A 21,892-nucleotide genomic window follows, 5' to 3' on the forward strand; every position below is an offset into this window, starting at 1 on the left:
CGTTTAGGGCGGGGAGTCAGTTAGGTATGCCTAACTTGCCCCACGGTCGTCCTCAAGCCCGACTTGATCCTCGGCAGCCAGCTGCGCGCCGCGGACAAGTACGACGCGCTCTCGAAGATCGCCCCGACCGTGTTCTCCATCCGTCCCGGCTTCCCGTGGAAGGAGAACTACTTCCTGAACGCGGCCGCGCTCGACAAGACCGCCGAGGCCAAGGCCAAGCTCGACGCCTACCAGGCCAAGGCGGCGAAGCTCGGCGCCGACCTCGGCGAGAAGAAGCCCACCGTCACGGTGCTGCGCTACATGCCGGGCGAGACCCGCCTGTACGCCGGGGCCTCCTTCATCGGCACCGTCCTCAAGGACTCCGGCATTCCGCGCCCGCAGAACCAGCAGGTGGACCCGCTGTGGAAGGGCCTGGAGGCCGTGAAGCAGGGCCGGGCCAAGGACGTCCCGGACGAGACCTGGTACCTGGGCCTCGGCGTGACGGCCGCCGACAAGGTCCTCGACGACCTGCGCGGGCTCCTCGTCAAGCAACGACGACCCCCGACGCCCGCCCCATGGCCCGGCCGGCGAGCGGTCGGGCCATGGGGCGGGCGCCACGGACGGTAGCCTTGCACCGTGCCCCGTCTCTCTGAAGTCATCGCCGCGCTGGACGCTCTCTGGCCCCCCTCGCGGGCCGAGCAGTGGGATGCCGTCGGCACCGTCTGCGGCGACCCCGATGCCGAGGTCTCCCGGGTCCTGTTCGCCGTGGACCCCGTACAGGAGATCGCCGACGAAGCCGTGAAGCTGGGTGCCGACCTGATCGTCACCCACCATCCGCTCTACCTCCGCGGCACCACCACCGTCGAGGCCGGCACCTTCAAGGGCCGCGTCGTGCACACGCTGATCAAGAACGACATCGCGCTGCACGTCGCCCACACCAACGCCGACACCGCCGACCCCGGAGTCTCCGACGCCCTCGCGGGCGCCCTGGACCTGCGGATCACCGGCCCGCTGGTGCCCGACGCCACCGACCCCGAGGGCCGCCGCGGCCTGGGCCGGATCTGCGAACTGGACCGCCCCGAGACGCTGCGCGAGTTCGCCGCGCGCGCCGCGGCCTGGCTGCCGCAGACCGCCCAGGGCATCCGGGTCGCCGGCGACCCGGACGCGCTGATCCGCCGCGTCGCCGTCAGCGGCGGCTCCGGCGACAGCCTCTTCGAGCAGGTCCGCGCCGCCGGCGTGGACGTCTTCCTGACCGCCGACCTGCGCCACCACCCGGTCTCCGAGGCCCGCGAGCAGAGCCCGCTCGCCCTCGTCGACGCCGCCCACTGGGCCACCGAGTGGCCCTGGTGCGAGCAGGCCGCGGCCCAGCTCGACGCGATCTCCGAGCGCCACGGCTGGGGTCTGCGTACCCACGTCTCGCGCACGGTCACCGACCCGTGGACGGCGCACGCGCCGTCCGTCACACACCCTTCTATCTCTGGAGCCCCCAACTGAACGCCGAGCCCGCCGACCAGATCCGACTTCTCGACGTCCAGGCCCTGGACGTGCGGCTGTCTCAGCTCGTCCACAAGCGCAAGTCGCTGCCCGAGCACGCCGAGGTCGACTCGCTGACCAAGGACCTCACCCAGCAGCGCGACCTGCTCGTCGCCGCGCAGACGCAGGCCAGCGACGCCGCCCGCGAGCAGACCAAGGCGGAGCAGGACGTGGACCAGGTGCGCCAGCGCGCCGCCCGCGACCAGCAGCGCCTGGACTCCGGCGTGGGCATCTCGGCCCGGGACCTGGCCAACCTGCAGAGCGAGGTCGTCTCCCTGGCCAAGCGGCAGGGCGACCTGGAGGACGTGGTCCTGGAGGTCATGGAGCGTCTGGAGGCCGCGCAGGAGCGGGTCACCGCACTCACCGCGAGCGTCTCCGCCCTGGAGGGCAAGCTGACGGACGCCACCGTGCGCCGCGACGCCGCCACCGGCGAGCTCGACGCCGAGGCCGCCAAGATCGCCAAGGACCGCGAGGTCATCGTCGGGTCCATGCCGACCGACCTGATGGCCCTGTACGAGAAGATCCGGGTCAAGCAGGGCGGGGTCGGCGCCGCGCGCCTGTACCAGCGCCGCTGTGAGGGCTGCCGCCTCGAGCTCGACATGGCCGAGGTCAACGAGATCAAGGCCGCGGCCCGCGACCAGGTCGTGCGCCACGAGAACTGCGGCCGCATCCTGGTCCGTACGGCCGACTCGGGGATCTGATGCCGCAGTTTGTCGTGGAGGCGGACGGCGGTTCACGGGGCAACCCGGGGCCCGCTGGCTACGGCTCGGTCGTCCTCGACCCGGCGACGGGCGAGACGCTGGCCGAGCGCGCGGAGTACATCGGCGTCGCGACGAACAACGTGGCGGAGTACAAGGGCCTGATCGCCGGGCTCAAGGCGGCCCGCGAGCTGGCGCCGGACGCGCAGGTCCTGGTCCGGATGGACTCCAAGCTGGTCGTCGAGCAGATGTCGGGCCGCTGGAAGATCAAGCATCCGGACATGAAGCCGCTGGCCGCCGAGGCCGCGAAGATCCTGCCGCGCGCCCAGGTGACGTACCAGTGGATCCCGCGCGAGAAGAACAAGCACGCGGACCGGCTCGCCAACGAGGCGATGGACGCGGGCAAGCGCGGCAAGCAGTGGGAGCCGTCGGCCTCCTCGGCCGCCCTCGACCACGGTGCGGCCCGCGCCGTGGCCTCCGGCGGCGTTCCGGGGGATGCGGCGAAGGGCGCTGCGGCCGTGCGCGCCGCCCTCGCCTCCGGCGGTGGTACGGGGACCGGCGCGGCCGAGGCTGCGGACACGCGCGCCGCGCGAAGCACCGGCTCCGCCGAAGCGGGCGGCACCGGCACCCTGTTCGGCGAAGCCGGGGCGCTCGCGCCCGGCCGGGCCCCCGCCTTGGCGGGGCGCGTCCCGGCCCCCGCGGCCGGATCGGGCTCGGCCGTCGAAGACGCCGCGCCGGAGGCAGGCCGCACCCGCACCACCGCCGGAAGCCAGGGCTGGGGTCCCGACATGGGCACCCCCGCCACCTTCGTGCTGCTGCGCCACGGCGAGACGGCCCTCACCCCGCAGAAGCGCTTCTCCGGCAGCGGGGGCAGCGACCCCGAGCTGTCCCCGGCCGGGCGGCGCCAGGCGTCGGCCGTGGCCGAGGCGCTGGCCGCCCGCGGCACCGTGCAGACGGTCATCAGCTCCCCGCTGCGCCGCTGCCGCGAGACCGCCCAGGCCGTCGCCGACCGCCTCGGCCTGACGGTGACGGTCGAAGAGGGCCTGCGCGAGGTGGACTTCGGGGCCTGGGAGGGTCTGACCTTCGCCGAGGTGCGGGAGCGGTTCCCCGACGACCTCCAGGCGTGGCTGGACTCCCCGCGGGCGGCCCCCACGGGCGGCGGCGAGAGCTTCACGACCGCCACCCGCCGGATCTCGGCGACCCGCGACCGGCTGCTCGCCGAGCACGCGGGCCGCACGGTCCTGCTGGTCTCGCACGTGACCCCGGTCAAGATCCTGGTCCGTCTCGCCCTGGGCGCCCCGCCGGAGTCGCTGTTCCGCATGGAACTGTCGGCGGCTTCCCTGTCGGCGGTGGCGTACTACGCGGACGGCAACGCCTCGGTGCGGCTGCTGAACGACACGTCCCACCTGCGGTAGCCGGCCCCGGCCGGCGAAGCAGCAGCGAGCCCCCCCGTGCACGGCACGGGGGGCTCGCCGCGTCCGCGCCGTAGGTCGATGCCCAACGGCCGCCCGGCCAGGACCTATTCGTCGCCGTCGCCGCTGTTGCCGCCGCCCCTGTTCAAGCCCCGGCGCCGGCTCTTCCCGGCGCCGCCAACCATCGCGCCGATGCCGAGCGTCACGCGCGCCACGATGCGGACCCAGCGGGGCCCACCGCGCTCCGCCCACACCACGCAGGCGGCCCCGCCGACGGCGCAGGCCAGGAGCAGCACGAGCAGAACGGTCATTTTCCCCACCTCTTGTGTGTGCCGGGGGTGATGCAGAACCGCCCCGGACCGGAGAGGACCCCGGTTCGGGGCGGGACGGCAGACGAGCCGGCCTGTACGCCGGGTTCTGTCGCCCGGCGACCTCGCGGTCACCGGGGAGACGGCCATCCATCTAGGACCGGCGTTGCCGCCGGTCTCGTGCGGTCTACCCGCGAACTCGGGCGGGCAGCCCTCGATCGTTCGCGCAGACCCGTCCGAAGACGGATCCTCTTGACCTTGCTCCGGGTGGGGTTTACCTAGCCGCCTGAGTCACCTCAGGCGCTGGTGGTCTCTTACACCACCGTTTCACCCTTACCGGGGACCGAAGCCCCCGGCGGTCTGTTTTCTGTGGCACTGTCCCGCGGGTCACCCCGGGTGGGCGTTACCCACCACCCTGCCCTGTGGAGCCCGGACGTTCCTCGGCGGGATCCGAAGATCCCGACGCGGCCGCCCGGCCGACTCGTCTGCCGTGGCGACCATGTTACCGGCTGTGCCGTCGCCGCTTGACCTTGACGCAGCGGCAGGGTTTCTACTGGGGTCATGCGGATCGGAGAGATCGCCGCGCTCGTCGGGGTCACGACCCGGGCGATCCGGCACTACCACCATGTCGGGCTGCTCCCGGAACCGGAGCGGCGCCCCAACGGCTACCGGGCCTACAGCGTCCGCGACGCCGTCCTGCTGGCCCGCGTGCGCCGGCTCACCGAGCTCGGGCTCAGCCTCGACGAGGTGTGCGACGTCCTCGCGGACGACGCCGGGCGCGAACTGGCCGACGTACTCGAAGAGCTCGACGCCGACCTGGCCCGCCAGGAGGCCGAGATCGGCGAGCGCAGGCGGCGGCTCGCGGCGCTGCTGGCCGCCCCGCCCGGGGAGGTCGAACCGCTCTCGCCCGCGCTCGCCGCGCTGCTGGCCAAGGCGCCGGCCACCGACTCGCCGGCCGCCGCCATGGACCGCGAGCACCTGACGCTGCTCGACGCCTCGGGCCCGGGCGGCGAGGAGCTCTACGCGGCGCTCGGGCCGCTGGCCGCCGATCCCGCGGTGCTCGCCCTGTACGAGCGGCTGGACGCGCTCGCCGACGCCCCCGTGGACGATCCGCGGATCCCGGCCCTGGCCGCGGAGCTGGTCGCGGCCGTTCCCGACGAGGCGTTCGCCGCGATCCCCGCCGGGGGCGCGGTCGTGGCCGGGTTCAAGGAGGCACTGCTCGCCGAGTACGCCCCCGCGCAGGCGGAAGTCGTACGCCGGGTCATGGAGGCGTTCATGGAGAGGGGACGGGGATGAAGGGGATACCGGTGTGGGCGCGGAGGCTGGTGCGGCACGAACTGCGTGCCACCGCCTCCCTCGGCTGGTGGGCGCTGCGCCGCAAGCACGGGGTCCGGGCCGGGGACCTCGCCGCCGGGTACACGGGACCGCAGACCGCCATGATGTACGGGATGCTCTTCGTGTCGGCGATCGAGACGGTCGCCCTGGCCGTGCTCATTCCCTGGCCGGCGGTCCACCGGGTGCTGCTCGTCCTCGACGTGTACGGGATCGTGGTCGTGCTCGCCCTGCACGCCGCCTGTGTCACGCGTCCGCACGTGGTCCGTCCCGACGGCTCCCTGCGGATCCGTTACGGGGCCCTGTTCGACCTCGTCGTCCCGCCGGACGCGGTGGCCTCGGTCCGCGTCGACCGGCGCTATCCCCAGGGGCGGCTGGTCACGGTGTCCGAGGACGGGGTGCTCGACCTGATCGTGGGCAGCCAGACCACGGTGACCCTGGAGCTGACCCGGCCCCTCCCCTTCACCCGCCCGCTCGGCGCCCGGGGACGGGCGCGGACCATCCGCTTCCACGCCGACGACCCGCGCGCGCTGGTCACCGCGCTGCGGCAGCCCGCGTAGGTCAGGTCCGGGGCGTCAGGCCGGGGCGAACAGGACCTTCGCCGCGCCCGGGTCGGCCTCCGTCAGCCGGACCAGGATCCGCTCGCCCAGGGGCAGTTCCCCGGTGGTGGACACCACGCGGCCGACCACTGCCGGATCCTCCAGGTGGACCGTGCCCTCCAGCGGTTCCCGGTCATCGACGTCGATCACCGTGGCCTCGAAGGTCTCCCCGACGCGGTCCTTGAGCAGGGCGGCCTCGACGAGGTCCACGCACTCCCGCTCGGCCGTGTTGGCCAGCCGGGCGCCGTCCGCCATCTCCTTGGGCAGCGCCTCCAGCGCCGCCACCGCCCACTGCGGGGGCTCGACTCCGGCCACCGCCGCCAGGCACAGCTCGCCGGAGTACCGGTCGACGAGCCGGCGCAGCGGCGCGGTGCAGTGGGCGTACGGGGCCGCGACCGCCGCGTGGATCGCCGGGTCCGGGGCCTGGCCGCCGCTGAAGACGGTGTAACCGGCGCCGCGCAGCAGGGCCGTGCACTCCTGGAGGAAGGCCGCGTGGTCGGGCCGGTGCGGGTCGAGGGAGCGTACGAGTTCGGCGTACGGGACGTGGTGCGGCCAGTCGATCCGCAGGGCCTTCGCCGCCCGCCGGAGTCTGCCGACGGCGCCGTCGGGCGCCCTGGGGAGGGTGCGCAGGATGCCGGTCCCGGCGGCCAGCATCAGGTCGGCCGCGGCGATGCCGGTCATGAGGGAGATCTGGGCGTTCCAGCCGTCCGCGGGGAGCGGGGCGCGGTAGGCCAGCGTGTACGAGCCGTCGTGCGCGACGACCTCCTGCTCGGGCACGTTCAGCGAGATGCCGCCGCGCTCCACTTCGAGGGCCTCGCGGAGCCGGCCGATGTCCTCGAGGAGGGCGACGGGCTCCTCCGCCGTACCGGTGTCGATGGCCTTCTGCACGCCGTCGTAGTCGAGCTTGGCCCGGCTGCGCACGAGCGCGCGGCGGATGTCGGTGGTCTCCACCCGGCCCTCGGCGTCGAGGTCGAGGCGCCACAGCAGCGCGGGGCGGGTCTGGTCGGGCAGCAGGCTGGCCGCGCCCTCCGAGAGCACGGCCGGGTGCAGCGGGACCTTGCCGTCGGGGAAGTAGAGGGTGCTGACGCGGCGGTGGGCCTCCGCGTCGAGCGGGCCGCCCGGGGTGACGAAGGCGGCGACGTCGGCGATGGCGTAGTGGACCCGGAAGCCGCCGGCGGGCCGCCTCGCCAGGTGCATGGCCTGGTCGAGGTCGCGGGAGGTGGGCGGGTCGACGGTGAAGAAGGGGAGGTCGGTGGCGTCGGTGTCGGGCAGGCGGGGTTCCCGGGCGGCCCGCTCGGCCTCGGCGAGCACCTCGGCCGGGAACTCCTCCGGCACACCCAGCTTCGTCCGCAGTTCACCCAGGGCGGCCCGCAGGCCGGCCCCGTCTGCGCCGGTCATGTGCATCGGACGGCGTGGCATGCACCGAGCCTATGGGCGGCGGGCCCGGACGGCACGGCGAGGCGTCTACCCTGGCCCGGGGGCCGCATCCCCTGCGACGTGTCGTACCGAAGGAGATCCACCGTGCTCGTGCTGCTGCCGCCGTCCGAAGGAAAGGCCGCCGGCGGCTCCGGCGCACCGCTGAAGCCGGAGTCGCTGTCGCTGTCGGGTCTGGCCGAGGCCCGTGCGGCGGTCCTGGACGAGCTGGTCGAGCTGTGCGCGGCCGACGAACTCAAGGCCCGCGAGGTGCTGGGCCTGAGCGAGGGTCTGCGCGGCGAGGTCGCCAAGAACGTGGAGCTGCGCTCGGCGCCGGCCCGGCCGGCCGGGGAGATCTACACCGGGGTGCTGTACGACGCCCTGGGGCTGGCGGACCTGGCCCCGGCGGCGCGGGCGCTGGCCGAGGACGCGCTGCTGGTCTTTTCGGGGCTGTGGGGTGCGGTGCGGATCACCGACCGGATCCCGTCGTACCGCTGCTCGATGGGCGTGAAGCTGCCGGGGTGCGGGGCGCTGGGGGCGTACTGGCGGGGGCCGATGGCGCAGGTGCTGCCCGCGGTCGCCGGGGAGGGGCTGGTGCTGGACCTGCGGTCGGCGGCGTACGCCTCGGCATGGAAGCCGAAGGGGGAGGTGGCGGGGCGGACGGCCACCGTGCGGGTGCTGCACTCGCAGCTGGTGGACGGGGTGGAGAAGCGGTCCGTGGTGAGCCACTTCAACAAGGCCACGAAGGGCCGGTTGGTGCGGGATCTGCTGCTGGCCGGAGCCGTGCCGTCCGGTCCCGCCGAGCTGGTCACGGCCCTGCGGGACCTGGGCTACGTCGTCGAGGCCGAGGCCCCCGCGAAGGCCGGCAAGGCCTGGGCCCTGGACGTGGTGGTCACCCAGATCCACTGACCCGCCGTTGCCGGCCTGACCGGCAGGACACCCCCTAGCGGCCCAGGGGCCAGGCCAGGGCCGTGGGGGTCTGGGAGGACGCGCCGGCGTAGGTGGCGCAGGCGTCCGTCAGGGTTTCCAGGAGGGTGAGGGGGTCCGGGAGGGCGTGGTCCATGCCGCGCAGCCAGGTCACCGACTGGTCACCGGGGAGGGCCGCCGGGGGCACCAGGACGTAGCTGCCGCGGCAGTGCCAGCGCAGGCCCGGGTGCTCGTCCATCGTCTCGGGGTGGCAGTCCAGTTCGCAGGGCCACCACTCGTCCTCGTCCTCGGGGGTGCCGCGGGTGGCGGTGAAGAAGAGCATCCGGGCCTGGTCCCCGGTGCCGCCCGATTCGGCGACGGGGCCGACCTCGATGCCGGCTTCCAGCAGGCGGGCGAGCGCGGCGGCGCCGGCTTCCAGCGGGACGTCGAGCACGTCGTGGACCATGCCGGTCGCGGTGATGAAGTTGGCCTGCGGCTGGTTGCGCGCCCACCGTTCGACCTGTGCGCGGTCGGTGGTCGACTGGGTCTGCCAGGCGAAGGAGAGGGGGTGCCGTGCGGGCGTCGGACAGCCGATCCGGTCGCACGAACATCGGTAACCGGCGGGATGGGCGGCAGGTGAGAGCGGCAGCCCCGCGGCCGCGACGGCCAGGAGGAGCGCCTCGCGCTCTTCTGCGGGGTCCTCGACGGCGGGTTTCGGCCGCCGGCGCAGCCACTGGGAAATCCTGCTCTGCTCGCCGCGTTTGACGCGGCCGGACTCAGACCCCATCTATCCCCTCACCTCACCGTATCCCCGGCGGACCTTCACATGGTCCCACCATCCTGAGCCCCGGGTGACCGGTCTCGGTGACCGGGGGGTTGGGGATGGGGCATCGGCAACCCCCACATAGCCACACAATTCAGCCATTTGGTTTCCGGCTGGGGGGCGGTCAGGGGGCGGTGACGTTGGCCACCCCGCCCAGCACCCGGTCCACCAGCGCGTCGGTGAAGGCGTGCGTCAGCGGCTGCGTCCGCAGCAGCCAGCGGTACGTCAGCGGGCCCAGCAGCATCTCCACCGTCAGCCGCAGATCCGTGTCCGGCGCGAGCTGTCCGGCCTCCCGGGCGGTGCGCAACCGCGTCTCGTACAGGGCGAGCTGCGGCTCCAGCAGCCGTTCGTTGAAACGGGCGCCGAGCTCGGGGTCGGTCGCCCCGGCCGCCGTCAGGGCGCGCGCGGGGGCCTCGTACTTCTCGTCGCACAGCTCGTCCACCGTCGCCCGCAGGACGGACTTCAGGTCGGCCGCGAGGTCCCCGGTGTCGGGGAAGCCGGTCCACTGGGCTTCCGTCTCGGCGTCCCCGGCGAGCGAGAGCGAGGCGTCGAGGAGGACGGCGGCCTTCGACGGCCACCAGCGGTAGATGGTCTGCTTGCCGACCCCGGCCCGGGCGGCGATCGCCTCGATGGTCAGCTTGTTGTAGCCGACCTCCCCGACCAGGGCGAGCGCGGCGTCGAGGATGGCCCGCCGGGAGCGGTCGCTGCGGCGGGTGGCGTCAGGGGACTTGGTCATGTCCTGAAACTACCAACCGAGACGTCTCGTCTTCCTCTTGTCCGCTAAACCACCCAATCAGTTCACTGCGGTGTCCCGCGTGAGGAGAGACGATTCTCTCCACACTCGTCGTAAGTCGTGAGGAGCCTTCTTTGCGCAGAGACGCCACACCCCGGCGCTACCTGATGTGCCCACCCGCACACTTCAAGGTCACCTACTCCATCAATCCGTGGATGGACCCCACGAAACCGGTGGACCTGCCCCTCGCACACGCCCAGTGGGAGGACCTGAGGGACCGCTACCGCTCCCTCGGGCACACCGTCGAAACCCTCGTACCGCACCCCGAGCTGCCCGACATGGTCTTCGCGGCGAACGGGGCCCTCGTCGTCGACGGCCGGGTGCTCGGGGCCCGGTTCGCCTATCCGGAACGGGCCGCCGAGGCCGAGATCCACCTCGAGTGGTTCCGCGGCCACGGTTACCGGGACGTCCACGAGCCGTCCCACGTCAACGAGGGCGAGGGCGATTTCGCCGTCACCGCCACCTACATCCTGGCCGGCCGGGGCTTCCGCTCCAGCCCGCTCTCGCACGACGAGGCCCAGGAGTTCTTCGGCCGCCCCGTCATCGGCCTCGACCTGGTGGACCCGCGCTACTACCACCTGGACACGGCCCTGTGCGTCCTCGACGGCGACGAGGTCATGTACTACCCGCCCGCGTTCTCGCCCGGCAGCCAGGCCGTGCTCAAACGCCTCTTCCCCGACGCACTGCTCGCCGACGCCGAGGACGCGGCGGCCCTGGGCATGAACGCGGTCTCGGACGGCCGGCACGTGCTGCTCCCGCAGGCGGCGACCGGGCTGCTGGCGCCGCTGCGGGACCGGGGCTTCGAGCCGGTCCCGATGGACCTGGGAGAGCTGCTCAAGGGCGGCGGCAGCGTGAAGTGCTGCACCCAGGAGCTGAGGCCCTAGCCCTCCGGGGAGGAGGGCGGCGGCCAGGCCTGGCCCCAGTCGGCGTCCCGCGCCGCCTTGTAGAGGTCACCGTGGCGCTTGGTCACGTTGACCCGGGTCAGGCCTGACGAGTCGCCTTCCTCAGGACCGCACAGTTCCAGCTGGACGAGCCCCTTCCGGATCTGCGGCCTCCGCGTGATCCGGAAGGCGGCCGGCTGCGTCGGGAAGCGGGTCGCGGCGACGTAGCTGAACTTCTCGTCCTCGTACGGGAGCGAGCCGCCCTTGACCTGCCGGTGCAGGGAGGACCGGCTGACCCGCGCCGAGAAGTGGCACCAGTCCTGACCGACCTCGATCGGGCAGGTCCCGTCGTGCGGGCACGGGGCGGCGACCCGCAGCCCGGCCGCGATCAGCTGGTCGCGGGCCTCGCGGATGCGGAGGTAGCCCTCCGGCGTGCCCGGCTCGATCAGCACCACGGCCTGACCGGCCCGCGCCGCCTCGGCGACGACCGCCGTACGGGCCTGCGGGGTCAGCTCGCCCAGCACGTACGAGACCGTCACCAGGTCGGCCTCGGGAAGCGTCAGCCCGGAGCCGATGACCGCCCGACGCCAGGCCGCGCCGCGCAGCGCCTCCGAGGTGGAGGCCGCCGCCAGCTCCCGGCCCAGGGCCAGCGCCGGCTCCGCCCAGTCGAGCACCGTGGTCTCCCGCGGGCCGTCCCAGGTGGCGTCCACCGCCCAGGTCGCGGCTCCCGTGCCGCCGCCCACGTCCACGTGCGAGCCCGGCGCCCACTGCGGGGCCGCCTCCGCGAGGCCGTCCAGGGCGGCCCGGACGGCCTCGAAGGTGGCGGGCATCCGGTACGCCGCGTACGCCGCCACGTCGGAACGGTCGCGCAGCACGGGCGCGTCGGTCGGAATCCGCCCCCGGTAGCTGGCGATGAGCCGCTCGACGGCGGCCGTGGCCTGCTTGGGCGGGAGCCCGTCGAGCAGCCTGCCGAGCGTGCTGCGGAGGGTTTCGGCGGTGGTGGGGGCGGAGACGTTCACCTGCGAAGTTTACGGCGCCGCGGGCGCGCCGGATTCGCGGTTCTGCCAGGGCCGGCACAGGCCCAGGAAGCAGGCCACCGACAGGAAGGCGCACACCAGCTGCACCAGCGCCATCGGCACCGCCGTGTCCTCGCCCGCGATCCCGACCAGCGGCGAGGCGATCGCGCCGACCAGGAAGGAGGAGGTGCCGAGCAGGGCGGAGGCCGAGCCGGCGGCGTGCGGGGTGCGCATCAGCGCCTGCGCGTTGGTGTTCGGCAGCACCAGGCCCATCGCCGACATCAGCACGAACAGCGCGGCGGCGATCGGAACCAGCCCGACCTCCCCGAACACCCCGGTCGACATGAGCAGCAGGGCCACCGAGGCGACCGTGATGATCCCGAGCCCGACGGCCAGCGCGTTGTCCAGGCGGACCCGGCCGACCAGCAGCTTGCCGTTGATCTGCCCGACGGCGATCAGGCCGACGGAGTTGACGCCGAACAGCAGGCTGAAGGCCTGGGGCGAAGCCCCGTAGATCTCCTGCACCACGAAGGGCGAGGCGGCGATGTACGAGAACAGCACGGCGAAGGCGAAACCGCCGGCCAGCATGTAGCCGGCGAAGACGCGGTCGCCGAGCAGCCCCCGCATGGTCCGCAGCGCGGCGCCGACGCCGCCCGTCTGGCGCCGCTCGGGCGGCAGGGTCTCGCCGAGGCCGCGCCACACCATCAGGGTGAGCACGAGGCCGACGGCGGTGAGGATGACGAACACCCCGCGCCAGTCGGCGAAGCGCAGCACCTGGCCGCCTATGAGCGGGGCGATGATCGGGGCGGTCCCGGATATGAGCATCAGGGTGGAGAAGAAGCGGGCCATCTCGACCCCGTCGTACAGGTCGCGTACGACGGCGCGTGCGATGACTATCGCGGCCGCGCCGGCCAGGCCCTGGAGCAGGCGGAAGGCGATGAGCAGTTCGGCGGTCGGGGCGAGCGCGCAGATCGCGGTGGCGAGGACATACACGATCATGCCGATGAGCAGCGGCCGGCGGCGGCCCCACTTGTCGCTCATCGGGCCGATGACCAGCTGGCCCAGCGCCATGCCGGCGAGGCAGGCGGTGAGGGTGAGCTGGATGGTGGCGGCCGGGCTGTGCAGGGCGGTGGTGACCTCCGGCAGGGCCGGGAGGTACATGTCCATGGACAGCGGGGGGAGCGCGGTGAGCCCGCCGAGTACGAAGGTGACCAGCAGGCCGGTGCGGCGTGCGGCCTTCAGGGGCGCGGCGGCTGTGGGGGCGGAGGGCGATTCGGGTGACGGTTCGTGCGAGCGGGCCGTCACGGGGCCTCTCTCCGACATGCGGAACTCCAGTCTGCTTGTCTTCTTTATGCACCCCTGACCGACCCATGCTCTCAGCAATCGGAACGTCCGGGGACCGGGGCGCCGTGTGACGTAGCCTGCGGCCCCATGGACGAACGCACGAAGAAGATCGCTGTAGTGACGGGTGCCGGCTCCGGAATCGGCCGCTCGGTGGCGCTGACCCTGGCGGCGGCCGGCTGGGCCGTGGCGGTGGCGGGCCGCCGTACCGGGCCGCTGGAGGAGACCGCCGCGGCGGCGGGCGACGGCGCCGACGTGCTCTGCGTACGGACGGACGTCAGCGATCCGGAGGACGTCACTGCGCTGTTCGGGGCCGTACGCGAGCGGTACGGGCACCTCGACCTGCTCTTCAACAACGCGGGCACCTTCGGCCCGGGCGGCGTCCCGCTGGAGGACATCTCCTACGAGGCCTGGCGCTCGGTGGTCGACGTCAACCTGACCGGCGCCTTCCTGTGCGCGCAGGCCGCCTTCCGGCAGATGAAGGCGCAGGACCCGCAGGGCGGCCGCATCATCAACAACGGCTCCATCTCGGCGCACGTGCCGCGCCCGAACTCCATCGCCTACACCGCGACCAAGCACGCGATGACCGGCCTGACCAAGTCCCTGTCGCTGGACGGGCGCCCCCACCGGATCGCCTGCGGCCAGATCGACATCGGCAACGCGGCGACCGAGATGACCGAGCGGATGCAGACCGGCATCCTCCAGGCCAACGGGCAGCTGGCCGTCGAACCGGTGATGGACGCCGCCGACGTGGCGCGCACGGTGCTGCACATGGCGGAGCTCCCGCTGGAGGCGAACGTGCAGTTCGCGACGGTGATGGCGACGACGATGCCGTACATCGGGCGGGGCTGAGCAACCCCGTTGCCAGGGCGCGGGGGCGGAGACGATCATGAGGCCCATGACCGATACCGAAGTCGAAGTACTGCGCTACACGGCCTTCTCCGGCGACCCGGCGGGCGGCAACCCCGCCGGGGTCGTCCTCGACGCGACCGGACTGGACGACTCCGCGATGCTGGGCATCGCCGCCGAGCTCGGCTACAGCGAGACCGCCTTCCTGACCGCCCCGCCCGAGGGGCTGGAGGGAGAGCCGGGCCGGGCCTTCACCGTGCGCTACTTCAGCCCGAAGGCGGAGGTGCCCTTCTGCGGGCACGCCACCGTGGCCACCGCCGTGGCGCTGGGCGAGCGGACCGGCCCGGGGGAGCTGGTCTTCGCGACGCGGGCCGGGACCGTACCGGTCTCCGTCACCGCCGAGGAGGGGCGCCTACGGGCCACCCTGACCAGCGTCGTACCGCACGTCGAGGAGATCGGCGCGGCCGACCTCGCCGAGGCGCTGGCCGCGCTGGACTGGCCGGAGGCCGACCTGGACCCGGCGTTCCCGCCCAGGATCGCCTACGCCGGAGCCCGCCACCTGGTGCTCGGCGCCGCCACCCGGGCCCGGCTCGCGGACCTCGGTTACGACTTCGCCCGGCTGGAGGCGCTGATGCGGCGCCTGGACCTGACCACCGTGCAGCTCGTGTACCGGGCGGGCCCGGCGGAGTTCCACGTACGGGACCCCTTCCCGGTCGGCGGGGTCGTCGAGGACCCGGCGACGGGCGCCGCCGCGGCCGCCTTCGGCGCGTACGCCCGGGAGCTCGGCCTGGTCCCGCAGGACGCCGTGCTCACCCTCCACCAGGGCGCGGACATGGGCCGGCCCGGGGTGCTCACGGTGGAACTGCGCGCCGGGGACCCGCGGGTGCGGGTGGGCGGCACGGGCGTACGGATCCCCTGATGAGGGTGACCGGGTACGCGGCCGCCGCACTGCCGGGGGACCTCGCCGCGCAGGTCGCGGCCCTGGAGGCGGCGGCCTGGCCGGGCTCCGCCCCGGGCCACGACCCCGCCCTCGCCCCGCGGGCGCTGCTGCTGGCGGACGCGACCGGGGCGGTGGCCGCCGCGCTGGCGCTGCTGTACAAGGAGATCGGGGTCGCGGGGCGGACGTACCGGGCGGCCGGGCTCAGCGGCGTGGTCACCCGGCGGGAGCTGCGGGGCCGCGGGCTCGGCGGCCGCCTGGTGGCGGCGGCCCGCGCCGACCTGGCGGCCGATCCGGCCGTGGACCTGGCCCTGTTCAGCTGCGACCGGCCGCTGGCGCCGTTCTACGAGGCGGCCGGCTTCGCGCCGCTGCCCGGCACGGTCCTGGTCGGCGGCACCCCCGGGGAACCGCTGGCCACCGACGAGCCGGGCTTCGACAAGGCGGTGGTGGCGGCCTTCTTCACGGCCGACCCGGACCGGGACCGGGCCGCCTTCACGGGCATCCGCGTCCCGCTGTACCCGGGGACCATCGACCGGCTGTGGTGAGGCTCAGCCGACGGGCGCGGCGTCGGCGCCGTCCGTGGACCGCGCCTTAGCCTCCGCCGGGCGGCCGCGCTCCATGAAGAACAGCACCAGCACGGGGACCAGGTACAGCGCCCACACCGACAGCTGGAACACGGTGGGGTCCGGCTGGAAGTTGAACACGCCCTTGAGCAGGGTCCCGTACCAGCTGTCCGGCGGCACGGCGGAGCTGACGTCGAAGGCCTTGGTGTCCAGGCCGCCCAGGAAGCGGGCCTCCTGGAGGTCGTGGACCCCGTACGCGAGCACGCCCGCGGCCACGACCACCAGCATGCCGCCGGTCCACTTGAAGAACTTCGCCAGGTTGATCCGCAGGGCGCCGCGGTAGAACAGCCAGCCCAGCACGATCGCCGTCGCGATGCCCAGCAGCACCCCGGCCAGCGGTGCGGAGGAGCCCTCGCCGCTCGCCCGTACCGACGCCCACACGAACAGCGCGGTCTCCAGCCCCTCGCGGCCGACGGCCAGGAACGCGGTCGCGACCAGCGCGCCGGTGCCCATGGCGAGCGCCGCGTCGAGCTTGCCGTGCAGCTCGCCCTTCAGATGCCGCGCGGTGCGCTTCATCCAGAAGACCATCCACGTCACCAGGCCGACGGAGACGATCGACAGGCTGCCGCCCAGCAGTTCCTGCGCCTCGAAGGTCAGCGCCTGGCTGCCGAAGGTGAGCAGGGCGCCGAAGGCGAGCGAGATCCCGCAGGCGATCGCGATGCCGAGCCAGACCGGGCGCAGGGCGTCCCTGCGCTCGGTCTTGACCAGGTAGGCGACGAGGATGCAGACGACCAGGCTGGCCTCCAGCCCCTCGCGCAGGCCGATCAGATAATTGCCGAACACGGTGGTTCCTCTCCGGCGGGGACTACGCGAACAGCGTCCGGCCCCACCAGTCGTCCTTGTCGCGGACGCCCGGCGGGACGGCGAAGACGGCCGAACCCACGTGCTGGATGTATTCGTTGAGGACGTCGGACTTCGCCAGGTTGCGCTGGATGGGGATGAAGCCCTTGCGGACGTCGCGCTGGTAGGCGAGGAAGAACAGGCCCGCGTCGAGGCGGCCCAGGCCGTCCGTGCCGTCCGTGAAGGAGTAGCCGCGGCGCAGGATGGTCGCCCCGTTGTTGGTGTCCGGGTGCGCGAGGCGGACGTGCGCCTCGGGCTTCATCGCCTTCAGGAACGGCTCGTCGCGCTCCTTGGACTTGCCGACGGGGGCACCCTCGCCCTTGTCGCGGCCGAAGATGTCCTCCTGCTCCCCGAGGGGAGTGCGGTCCCAGGTCTCGATGTTCATCCGGATCCGGCGGGCCACCAGGTAGGAGCCGCCGGTCATCCAGTCGCTGCCGTCGCCGGGACCGACCCACACGTGCTTGTCCAGGGCCGCCTTGTCGGTGCCCGCGATGTTCCGGGTGCCGTCCTTGAAGCCCATCATGTTGCGCGGGGTCTGCTCGTCGGGAGTGGTCGACGAGGTCTTGCCGAAGCCGAGCTGCGACCAGCGCATCGCGGTCCGGCCGAAGCCGATGCGGGCCAGCTGGCGGATCGCGTGCACGGCGACCTGCGGGTCGTCGGCGCAGGCCTGGACGCAGATGTCGCCGCCGGAGCGGGCCGCGTCCAGGTTGTCACCGGGGAACAGCTCCAGGTCCACCAGGGCTTCCGGGCGCTTGTTCTCCAGCCCGAAGCGGTCCTTGGCGAACAGGCCGGGCCCGAAGCCGATGGTCAGGGTGAGCCGCGAGGGCTTGAGGCCCAGCGCCTCGCCCGTGTCGTCCGGGGGTGCCTCGGGGAGGCCGCCGAAGCCGCCCTCGCCGACCGGCCGGCCGGCTGTCATCAGCCGGGCCGCCTCGGTCCACTCCTTGAGGAGCTTGACCAGTTCGGCACGGTCCTTCGTCTTCACGTCGAAGGCCGCGAAGTGCAGCCGGTCCTGCACGGCGCTCGCGATACCGGCCTGGTGCTCGCCGTGGAAAGGCACGGCCGCCCCGGCGGAGGCCACCGGCACCGCGTCCGAGCCGGTGCCCAGGGCCGCCACCGTGCCGCCGGCCGCGGCGGCGCCGAGCGCGAGCCCGGCCCCGCCCCAGCCGAGCACGGAGCGCCGCGAGGGCACGGCCCTGCCGCCGTCGTTGTGTTCCGCTTCCGGCTGCACGGCCGGCTCCGACTCGGACATTCGGGTCTCCCGCCTGATCTCTCTGGTGCCGGTTACTTCGCGACCGCGGCCGCGAGCTTGGAGAGCGGCTCGGCGAGCGCGTTGACGCCGTCCGAGAGCTCCTTGCGCTCGGGCTCGCCGACCTTGTCGTACGAGGTGAACTCGTAGGAGGTCTTGTCGGCGCGGTACTTGTCCAGGAGGGTGTTCAGGGCCGCGAACTGGGTGTCGAGCTGCTTGGCGAGCTCCGGGTCGTTCTTGGCGGCGATCGCCTTGAGGACGTCGTACGCCTTCTGCGCGCCCTCGACGTTGGCCTTGAAGTCGACGAGGTCGGTGTGGGAGTAACGCTCCTCCTCACCCGTGACCTTGCCGGTGGCGACCTCGTCCAGGAGCTCCTTGGCGCCGTTGGCGATCGAGGTGGGGGTGATCTCCGCCTGGCCGACCTTCTTCTGCCAGTCGGTCAGGTCCGTGATCAGGGTGTCGGCGAGCTTCTTCTCTTCGTCGCCGATCTTGTTGTCGGCCCACAGGGCCTTCTCCAGACGGTGCCAGCCCGTCCAGTCCTTCGCCGGGTCCTGGCCGGCCTCCAGGCCGTCCTCGCGGACGTCGACCTTCGGGTCGATGTCACCGAAGGACTCGGCGACCGGCTCGGTGCGCTCCCAGCCGATGCGGGAGGGCGCGTACAGCTTCTTCGCGGCCTCGACGTCGCCGGCCTTGACCGCGTCCGCGAAGGCCTGCGCCTTGGGGAGGGTCTCCTCGGCCTGCTGGACCACGTACGCGCGGTAGGCGGCGACCGCGGCGTCCATCTCGGGGCTGCGCTTCTCCTCGCCGTCCTTGCCGGTGGCCTTGACCTTCTGGGCGATGCCGTCGCCCTTCATGCCGGGCTTGCAGACGATCTCGTACTCGCCCGCCTTGATCTCGGCGGTGATGGAGGCCTTGGTGCCGGGGCCGATGTTCTCGCGCTCGGTCACGATGCGGGCGTCCGGGAAGAGGACGTAGACCTCGGTGACCTTCGAGCCCTTGTTCTCGACGTCGATCTGCACCTTGCCCGACGGGAACTCCGTCTTCGACACCTCGCAGGCGCTGTCGGATGCCGCGACCTTGATCACGCCGTCGCCGCCCGCGTCGCTCTTCTGGGAGCAGCCGGTTACGGCGGTCAGGGCGGCCGCCACGGAGGCGGCGGCTATGACGGTGAGGCGGGCGGGGCGCATGGTGGGCTCCTGGGCGTCGGACGAGGGGGCCGTCCCAAGGGGGAGAGGCCGGTGAGGCGGACCTAACTTAACCGAGGCTTACCTGACCCATACCCACCCGTGCAGTGATTCAGCTCTCACCTTCCGGCGCCGGACACGGCGCCGTCACGGACGTTTCAGGACGGCCCCATGACCAGGTCAAGGGAAGGTCAAGCCGGAGCGACCGTTCCGTATCACGGAATGCTCCGTTCCGCGCACTGGGACGACCAGCGGTGCCCCGGTGTGCGGGTGCGGGAGGACTTCGACCGGCTGCCGGTAGACGCGGCTGAGCAGAGCGTCCTCGAACACCTCGGCCGGCGGACCGGCCGCGGCCATCCGCCCGTCGTGCAGGACGGCGGCCCGGTCCGCGTAGGCGGCGGCCAGCCCCAGGTCGTGCAGGACGACGACCACCGCGTCCCCGGCGGCGGCCCGCTCCCGGCAGATCCGCAGCACGAGTTCCTGATGGCGCAGGTCCAGGGCGGCGGTGGGCTCGTCGAGGAGCAACAGCGGCGCCCGCTGGGCCAGTACGCGGGCCAGTGCGACCCGGGCCCGCTCGCCGCCGGAGAGCGCGGAGAAGGGGCGGGCGGCGAAATCGGTGACCTCGGTCGCGGCCATGGCGGCGGCCACCGCCTCCTCGTCCGCGTCGGCGAGCGGGGTGCCGGCCCAGGGCGCGCGGCCCATCCGTACGACGTCCTCCACGGGGAAGGGGAAGGACAGCGCGGCCGACTGGGGAAGTACGGAGCGCCGCAACGCGAGTTCGGGGGCGCTCCAGTCGCCCACCGGGCGGCCGTCGATCCGGATCTCCCCGGAGGCGGCCGGCAGGTCGGCGGCCAGCGCCGCCAACAGCGTGGACTTGCCCGCGCCGTTGGGGCCCACCAGGGCCAGCACCTCGCCGGCCCGGGCGGTCAGGTCGATCCCGGCCAGGACCTCGCGCTGTCCGAGCCGGACGTGCAGGCCCAATGCTTCGGCGAAGGCCGCGCCGGGGGCGGGGCGGGCCGGGACGGTCCGCTTGTTCCGGGAGAGCAGCCCGCTCAGCCTGCCGGTCACGCCCAGCCTCCTTGTTTGCGGCGGGTGCGGCGCAGCAGCCAGAAGAAGAACGGGCTGCCGAGCAGGGCGGTCAGGACGCCGAGCGGCAGCTCGGCCGGCTGGGCGAGGGTCCGGGCGGCCAGATCGCCCGCGACCAGGACGACGGCCCCGGCCAGCGCGCTGCCGGGCACCAGGAAGCGGTGGCCGGGGCCGTTGGCCATCCGCAGCAGGTGCGGGACCAGCAGTCCGACGAAGGTGATGACCCCGGCCACGGCCACGGCGGCGGCGGTGAGCAGCGCCACGACCAGGATGAGGGCGAGGCGCAGCCGCTCGACGTCGATGCCGAGGTGGCGGGCCGGGCGTTCGCCGAGGGACAGGAGGTCCAGGCGGCGCGAGTAGAAGGGGGCGACGAGCAAACCGGCCAGGGCACAGGGCAGTACGGCGAGCACCTTGGGCCAGGTGGCCTGGGCGAGGGAGCCGAGCTGCCAGAAGGTGATCTGGTTGACCTGCCCGCTGTCCGCGAAGAAGACGAACAGGCCGATGAGGGCGCCGGCGAAGGCGTTGACGGCTATGCCGGTGAGGATGAGGGTGACGACCTCGGTCCTCCCGCCGTTGCGGGAGAGGAAGTAGACGGAGCCGACGGTGACCAGGCCCGCGACGAACGCGCAGAGGGGAACCGTCCAGTTGCCGAGGAAGCTGAGCCCGAGCCCGATGGCGGCGACCGCGCCGACGGCGGCTCCCGCCGAGATCCCGATGACGCCGGGCTCGGCCAGCGGGTTGCCGAAGACGCCCTGCATGAGCGCGCCCGCGCAGCCCAGGCTCGCGCCGACGAGCAGCGCGAGCACGACGCGGGGCAGGCGTACGTTCCACAGCACGCTCTCCCCGACCCGGTCGAGCGGCGCGCCGCCCAGCCCCGCGCGGTGCTGGACGGAGGCGAGTACGTCCCCGAGGGGGATCCGGTAGGCACCGGTTCCGGCGGAGACCAGGGCGAGGACGAGCACGGTGGCGACGAGGGCCGCGGTGAGCAGGAAGGCCCTTCTGTCGGGGAGGGTCACGTCAGGCGGCCTTGCCGTAGAGCTGGTTGATCAGTGAGGACAGCACCTGGTCGGTGCGCGGGCCGTAGTTGAGCAGGACGCCGTCGTCGACCGTGACCACCCGGCGGTCCATGCCGGCGGGGGTCTGGGCGACGCCCGGGATCTTCGTCAGGCCGTCGACGCCGCCGACCGATTCGAGGCCCTTGGACATCACCAGGATCGCGTCGGGGGCGGCGGCCGCCAGGGCCTCGCTGGTGATCGGAGTGAAGTCCTTGCCGAGCCCGGACTCCTTGCCGGTGTCGACCGCGCCGGCCGCCTCCAGCAGCGAGGCGGCTCCGGAGTCGGAACCGCCCAGCAGATAGACCGAGGCGGTGCCGCGCAGGTAGAGGAACGCGACGCGGGGCTTCTTCCCGGAGGCGGCCGGAATCTCCTTGCGGACGGCGGCGATCCGGTCGGCGGTGCGCTGGTTCAGCCGCGTGCCGGCCTCGGTGACCCCGAGCGCGGCGGAGACCGCGTCGATCCGCTTCGGTACGTCCTCCAGCGACTTGGCGGGGGCGATGACGAGTACGGGGACGCCCGCGTCGCGGATCTGCTGGATCGCCTCGGCGGGACCGCTGGTGCTCTCCGCCAGGACCAGCGTCGGGCGCAGCGAGAGGACGCTCTCGGCGGAGACGTCGTGGCCACGCGTCACCACCGGCAGGGCGGCGGCCTGTTCGAAGGTGGCGGTGATGTCCCGGGCGACCACCCGCTCGCCGAGGCCCAGGGTGTGGACGATCTCGTTGAGGCTGCCGGTCAGCGGGACGACCCGGTCCGCCGAAGCGACCGTGACCCGGGCGCCGTCGGCCGAGGGCACGGTCACCGGCAGCGCGGGCAGCGGCGCCGGGGTGAGCGGTTCCACCCGGTCCGGGGCGGCCGCGGCGTGGGCGGACGGGTCCGGGGTGGTGGCCGTACCTCCGCAGCCCGTCAGCGCAAGTGCCAGTGCTGCCACGGCGAGAGCGAGACGGGGGAAGCGGTGTGACGCGGCGGGCGTAGGCACGAAGGCACCGTCCTGATCGTCCGACTGAGGTTGTGGAGACCGGGGGGTTTCCCATCCGGCCA

22 protein-coding genes, 1 other RNA gene and 1 pseudogene are annotated in these 21,892 nt (G+C 73.3%); 11 read left to right on the forward strand and 13 right to left on the reverse strand.

Going from position 1 to position 21,892, the window contains the following annotated elements; genetic code table 11:
- Positions 1-51: 51 nt before the first annotated feature.
- From JIW86_RS27545 to JIW86_RS27560, 4 genes and pseudogenes are all read left to right on the forward strand, one after another.
- Positions 52-606: pseudogene (locus JIW86_RS27545) on the forward strand (ABC transporter substrate-binding protein); the annotation flags it as partial.
- 9 nt (positions 607-615) lie between these two features.
- The gene (locus JIW86_RS27550; RefSeq protein ID WP_215140721.1) at positions 616-1,473 is read left to right on the forward strand and encodes a Nif3-like dinuclear metal center hexameric protein; all 858 of its coding nucleotides are present in this window, start codon (positions 616-618) and stop codon (positions 1,471-1,473) included.
- Positions 1,470-2,213, forward strand: coding sequence for a zinc ribbon domain-containing protein (locus tag JIW86_RS27555; RefSeq protein WP_257559461.1), 744 nt, complete (start codon positions 1,470-1,472; stop codon positions 2,211-2,213). Before JIW86_RS27550 ends, JIW86_RS27555 begins: the two co-directional genes overlap by 4 nt.
- The gene (locus tag JIW86_RS27560) at positions 2,213-3,625 is read left to right on the forward strand and encodes a bifunctional RNase H/acid phosphatase (RefSeq protein WP_257556561.1); all 1,413 of its coding nucleotides are present in this window, start codon (positions 2,213-2,215) and stop codon (positions 3,623-3,625) included. Before JIW86_RS27555 ends, JIW86_RS27560 begins: the two co-directional genes overlap by 1 nt.
- 104 nt (positions 3,626-3,729) lie before the next feature.
- Here the strand turns inward: JIW86_RS27560 and JIW86_RS27565 are convergent, their stop codons facing one another.
- Together JIW86_RS27565 and rnpB are read right to left on the reverse strand one after the other, a co-directional pair.
- Positions 3,730-3,933 (reverse strand): hypothetical protein, encoded by a 204-nt coding sequence (locus tag JIW86_RS27565; RefSeq protein ID WP_257556562.1) that lies wholly within the window; start codon positions 3,931-3,933, stop codon positions 3,730-3,732.
- A gap of 79 nt (positions 3,934-4,012) precedes the next feature.
- An RNA gene (gene rnpB / locus JIW86_RS27570) (RNase P RNA component class A) lies at positions 4,013-4,414 on the reverse strand.
- 77 nt (positions 4,415-4,491) lie between these two features.
- On the opposite strand from rnpB, the gene JIW86_RS27575 reads away from it, so the two are divergent.
- The gene (locus JIW86_RS27575; RefSeq protein ID WP_257556563.1) at positions 4,492-5,226 is read left to right on the forward strand and encodes a MerR family transcriptional regulator; all 735 of its coding nucleotides are present in this window, start codon (positions 4,492-4,494) and stop codon (positions 5,224-5,226) included.
- Entirely contained in the window at positions 5,223-5,822 is a 600-nt protein-coding gene (locus tag JIW86_RS27580) for a hypothetical protein (RefSeq protein ID WP_257556564.1), read from the forward strand. The genes JIW86_RS27575 and JIW86_RS27580 overlap by 4 nt, the downstream gene beginning before the upstream one ends.
- A 15-nt stretch (positions 5,823-5,837) precedes the next feature.
- Here JIW86_RS27580 and JIW86_RS27585 read toward each other — a convergent pair whose 3' ends face one another.
- Positions 5,838-7,280: an RNB domain-containing ribonuclease gene (locus JIW86_RS27585; RefSeq protein WP_257556565.1), complete on the reverse strand. Its 1,443-nt coding sequence runs from the start codon at positions 7,278-7,280 to the stop codon at positions 5,838-5,840.
- Positions 7,281-7,382: 102 nt separating this feature from the next.
- Between JIW86_RS27585 and yaaA the strand changes: the two genes are divergently transcribed.
- Positions 7,383-8,183: a peroxide stress protein YaaA gene (gene yaaA / locus JIW86_RS27590; protein ID WP_257556566.1), complete on the forward strand. Its 801-nt coding sequence runs from the start codon at positions 7,383-7,385 to the stop codon at positions 8,181-8,183.
- A 34-nt stretch (positions 8,184-8,217) separates the two neighbouring features.
- On the opposite strand, the gene JIW86_RS27595 is transcribed toward yaaA, so the two are convergent.
- Entirely contained in the window at positions 8,218-8,967 is a 750-nt protein-coding gene (locus tag JIW86_RS27595) for a bifunctional DNA primase/polymerase (protein WP_257556567.1), read from the reverse strand.
- Positions 8,968-9,127: 160 nt separating this feature from the next.
- Positions 9,128-9,739, reverse strand: coding sequence for a TetR/AcrR family transcriptional regulator (locus JIW86_RS27600; protein ID WP_257556568.1), 612 nt, complete (start codon positions 9,737-9,739; stop codon positions 9,128-9,130).
- 131 nt (positions 9,740-9,870) lie between these two features.
- Between JIW86_RS27600 and ddaH the strand changes: the two genes are divergently transcribed.
- Positions 9,871-10,680: a dimethylargininase gene (gene ddaH, locus JIW86_RS27605; protein WP_215140714.1), complete on the forward strand. Its 810-nt coding sequence runs from the start codon at positions 9,871-9,873 to the stop codon at positions 10,678-10,680.
- On the opposite strand, the gene JIW86_RS27610 is transcribed toward ddaH, so the two are convergent.
- Together JIW86_RS27610 and JIW86_RS27615 are read right to left on the reverse strand one after the other, a co-directional pair.
- Positions 10,677-11,696, reverse strand: a complete 1,020-nt coding sequence (locus JIW86_RS27610; protein WP_215140713.1) for a small ribosomal subunit Rsm22 family protein — start codon at positions 11,694-11,696, stop codon at positions 10,677-10,679. The genes ddaH and JIW86_RS27610 overlap by 4 nt on opposite strands.
- A gap of 9 nt (positions 11,697-11,705) precedes the next feature.
- Positions 11,706-13,016 (reverse strand): Bcr/CflA family multidrug efflux MFS transporter, encoded by a 1,311-nt coding sequence (locus JIW86_RS27615; RefSeq protein ID WP_257556569.1) that lies wholly within the window; start codon positions 13,014-13,016, stop codon positions 11,706-11,708.
- Positions 13,017-13,124: 108 nt separating this feature from the next.
- Here JIW86_RS27615 and JIW86_RS27620 point away from each other — a divergent pair, with 108 nt between their 5' ends.
- The 3 genes from JIW86_RS27620 to JIW86_RS27630 are packed head-to-tail and all read left to right on the forward strand — an operon-like array spanning position 13,125 to position 15,365.
- Entirely contained in the window at positions 13,125-13,886 is a 762-nt protein-coding gene (locus JIW86_RS27620; protein WP_257556570.1) for an SDR family oxidoreductase, read from the forward strand.
- 46 nt (positions 13,887-13,932) lie between these two features.
- Complete coding sequence (locus JIW86_RS27625; RefSeq protein ID WP_257556571.1) at positions 13,933-14,802, forward strand: PhzF family phenazine biosynthesis protein; 870 nt, start codon at positions 13,933-13,935, stop codon at positions 14,800-14,802.
- The gene (locus JIW86_RS27630; RefSeq protein WP_257556572.1) at positions 14,802-15,365 is read left to right on the forward strand and encodes a GNAT family N-acetyltransferase; all 564 of its coding nucleotides are present in this window, start codon (positions 14,802-14,804) and stop codon (positions 15,363-15,365) included. The genes JIW86_RS27625 and JIW86_RS27630 overlap by 1 nt, the downstream gene beginning before the upstream one ends.
- A 3-nt stretch (positions 15,366-15,368) precedes the next feature.
- On the opposite strand, the gene efeU is transcribed toward JIW86_RS27630, so the two are convergent.
- The 6 genes from efeU to JIW86_RS27660 form a co-directional block, all read right to left on the reverse strand.
- Positions 15,369-16,226 (reverse strand): iron uptake transporter permease EfeU, encoded by an 858-nt coding sequence (gene efeU, locus JIW86_RS27635; protein WP_257556573.1) that lies wholly within the window; start codon positions 16,224-16,226, stop codon positions 15,369-15,371.
- Positions 16,227-16,248: 22 nt separating this feature from the next.
- The gene (gene efeB / locus JIW86_RS27640; protein ID WP_215140707.1) at positions 16,249-17,532 is read right to left on the reverse strand and encodes an iron uptake transporter deferrochelatase/peroxidase subunit; all 1,284 of its coding nucleotides are present in this window, start codon (positions 17,530-17,532) and stop codon (positions 16,249-16,251) included.
- 32 nt (positions 17,533-17,564) lie between these two features.
- On the reverse strand, positions 17,565-18,716 hold the full coding sequence (gene efeO, locus JIW86_RS27645) for an iron uptake system protein EfeO (protein WP_257556574.1): 1,152 nt from the start codon (positions 18,714-18,716) through the stop codon (positions 17,565-17,567).
- Positions 18,717-18,893: 177 nt separating this feature from the next.
- Positions 18,894-19,760, reverse strand: coding sequence for a heme ABC transporter ATP-binding protein (locus JIW86_RS27650; protein ID WP_416237694.1), 867 nt, complete (start codon positions 19,758-19,760; stop codon positions 18,894-18,896).
- A gap of 17 nt (positions 19,761-19,777) precedes the next feature.
- Positions 19,778-20,815, reverse strand: coding sequence for a FecCD family ABC transporter permease (locus JIW86_RS27655; protein ID WP_257556575.1), 1,038 nt, complete (start codon positions 20,813-20,815; stop codon positions 19,778-19,780).
- Position 20,816: 1 nt separating this feature from the next.
- A complete protein-coding gene (locus JIW86_RS27660; protein ID WP_257556576.1) occupies positions 20,817-21,830 on the reverse strand; it encodes a heme/hemin ABC transporter substrate-binding protein in 1,014 nt (337 codons plus the stop codon).
- Between the last annotated feature and the right edge of the window lie 62 nt (positions 21,831-21,892).

The organism is Streptomyces sp. NBC_00162, from assembly GCF_024611995.1.
GTDB lineage: Bacteria > Actinomycetota > Actinomycetes > Streptomycetales > Streptomycetaceae > Streptomyces.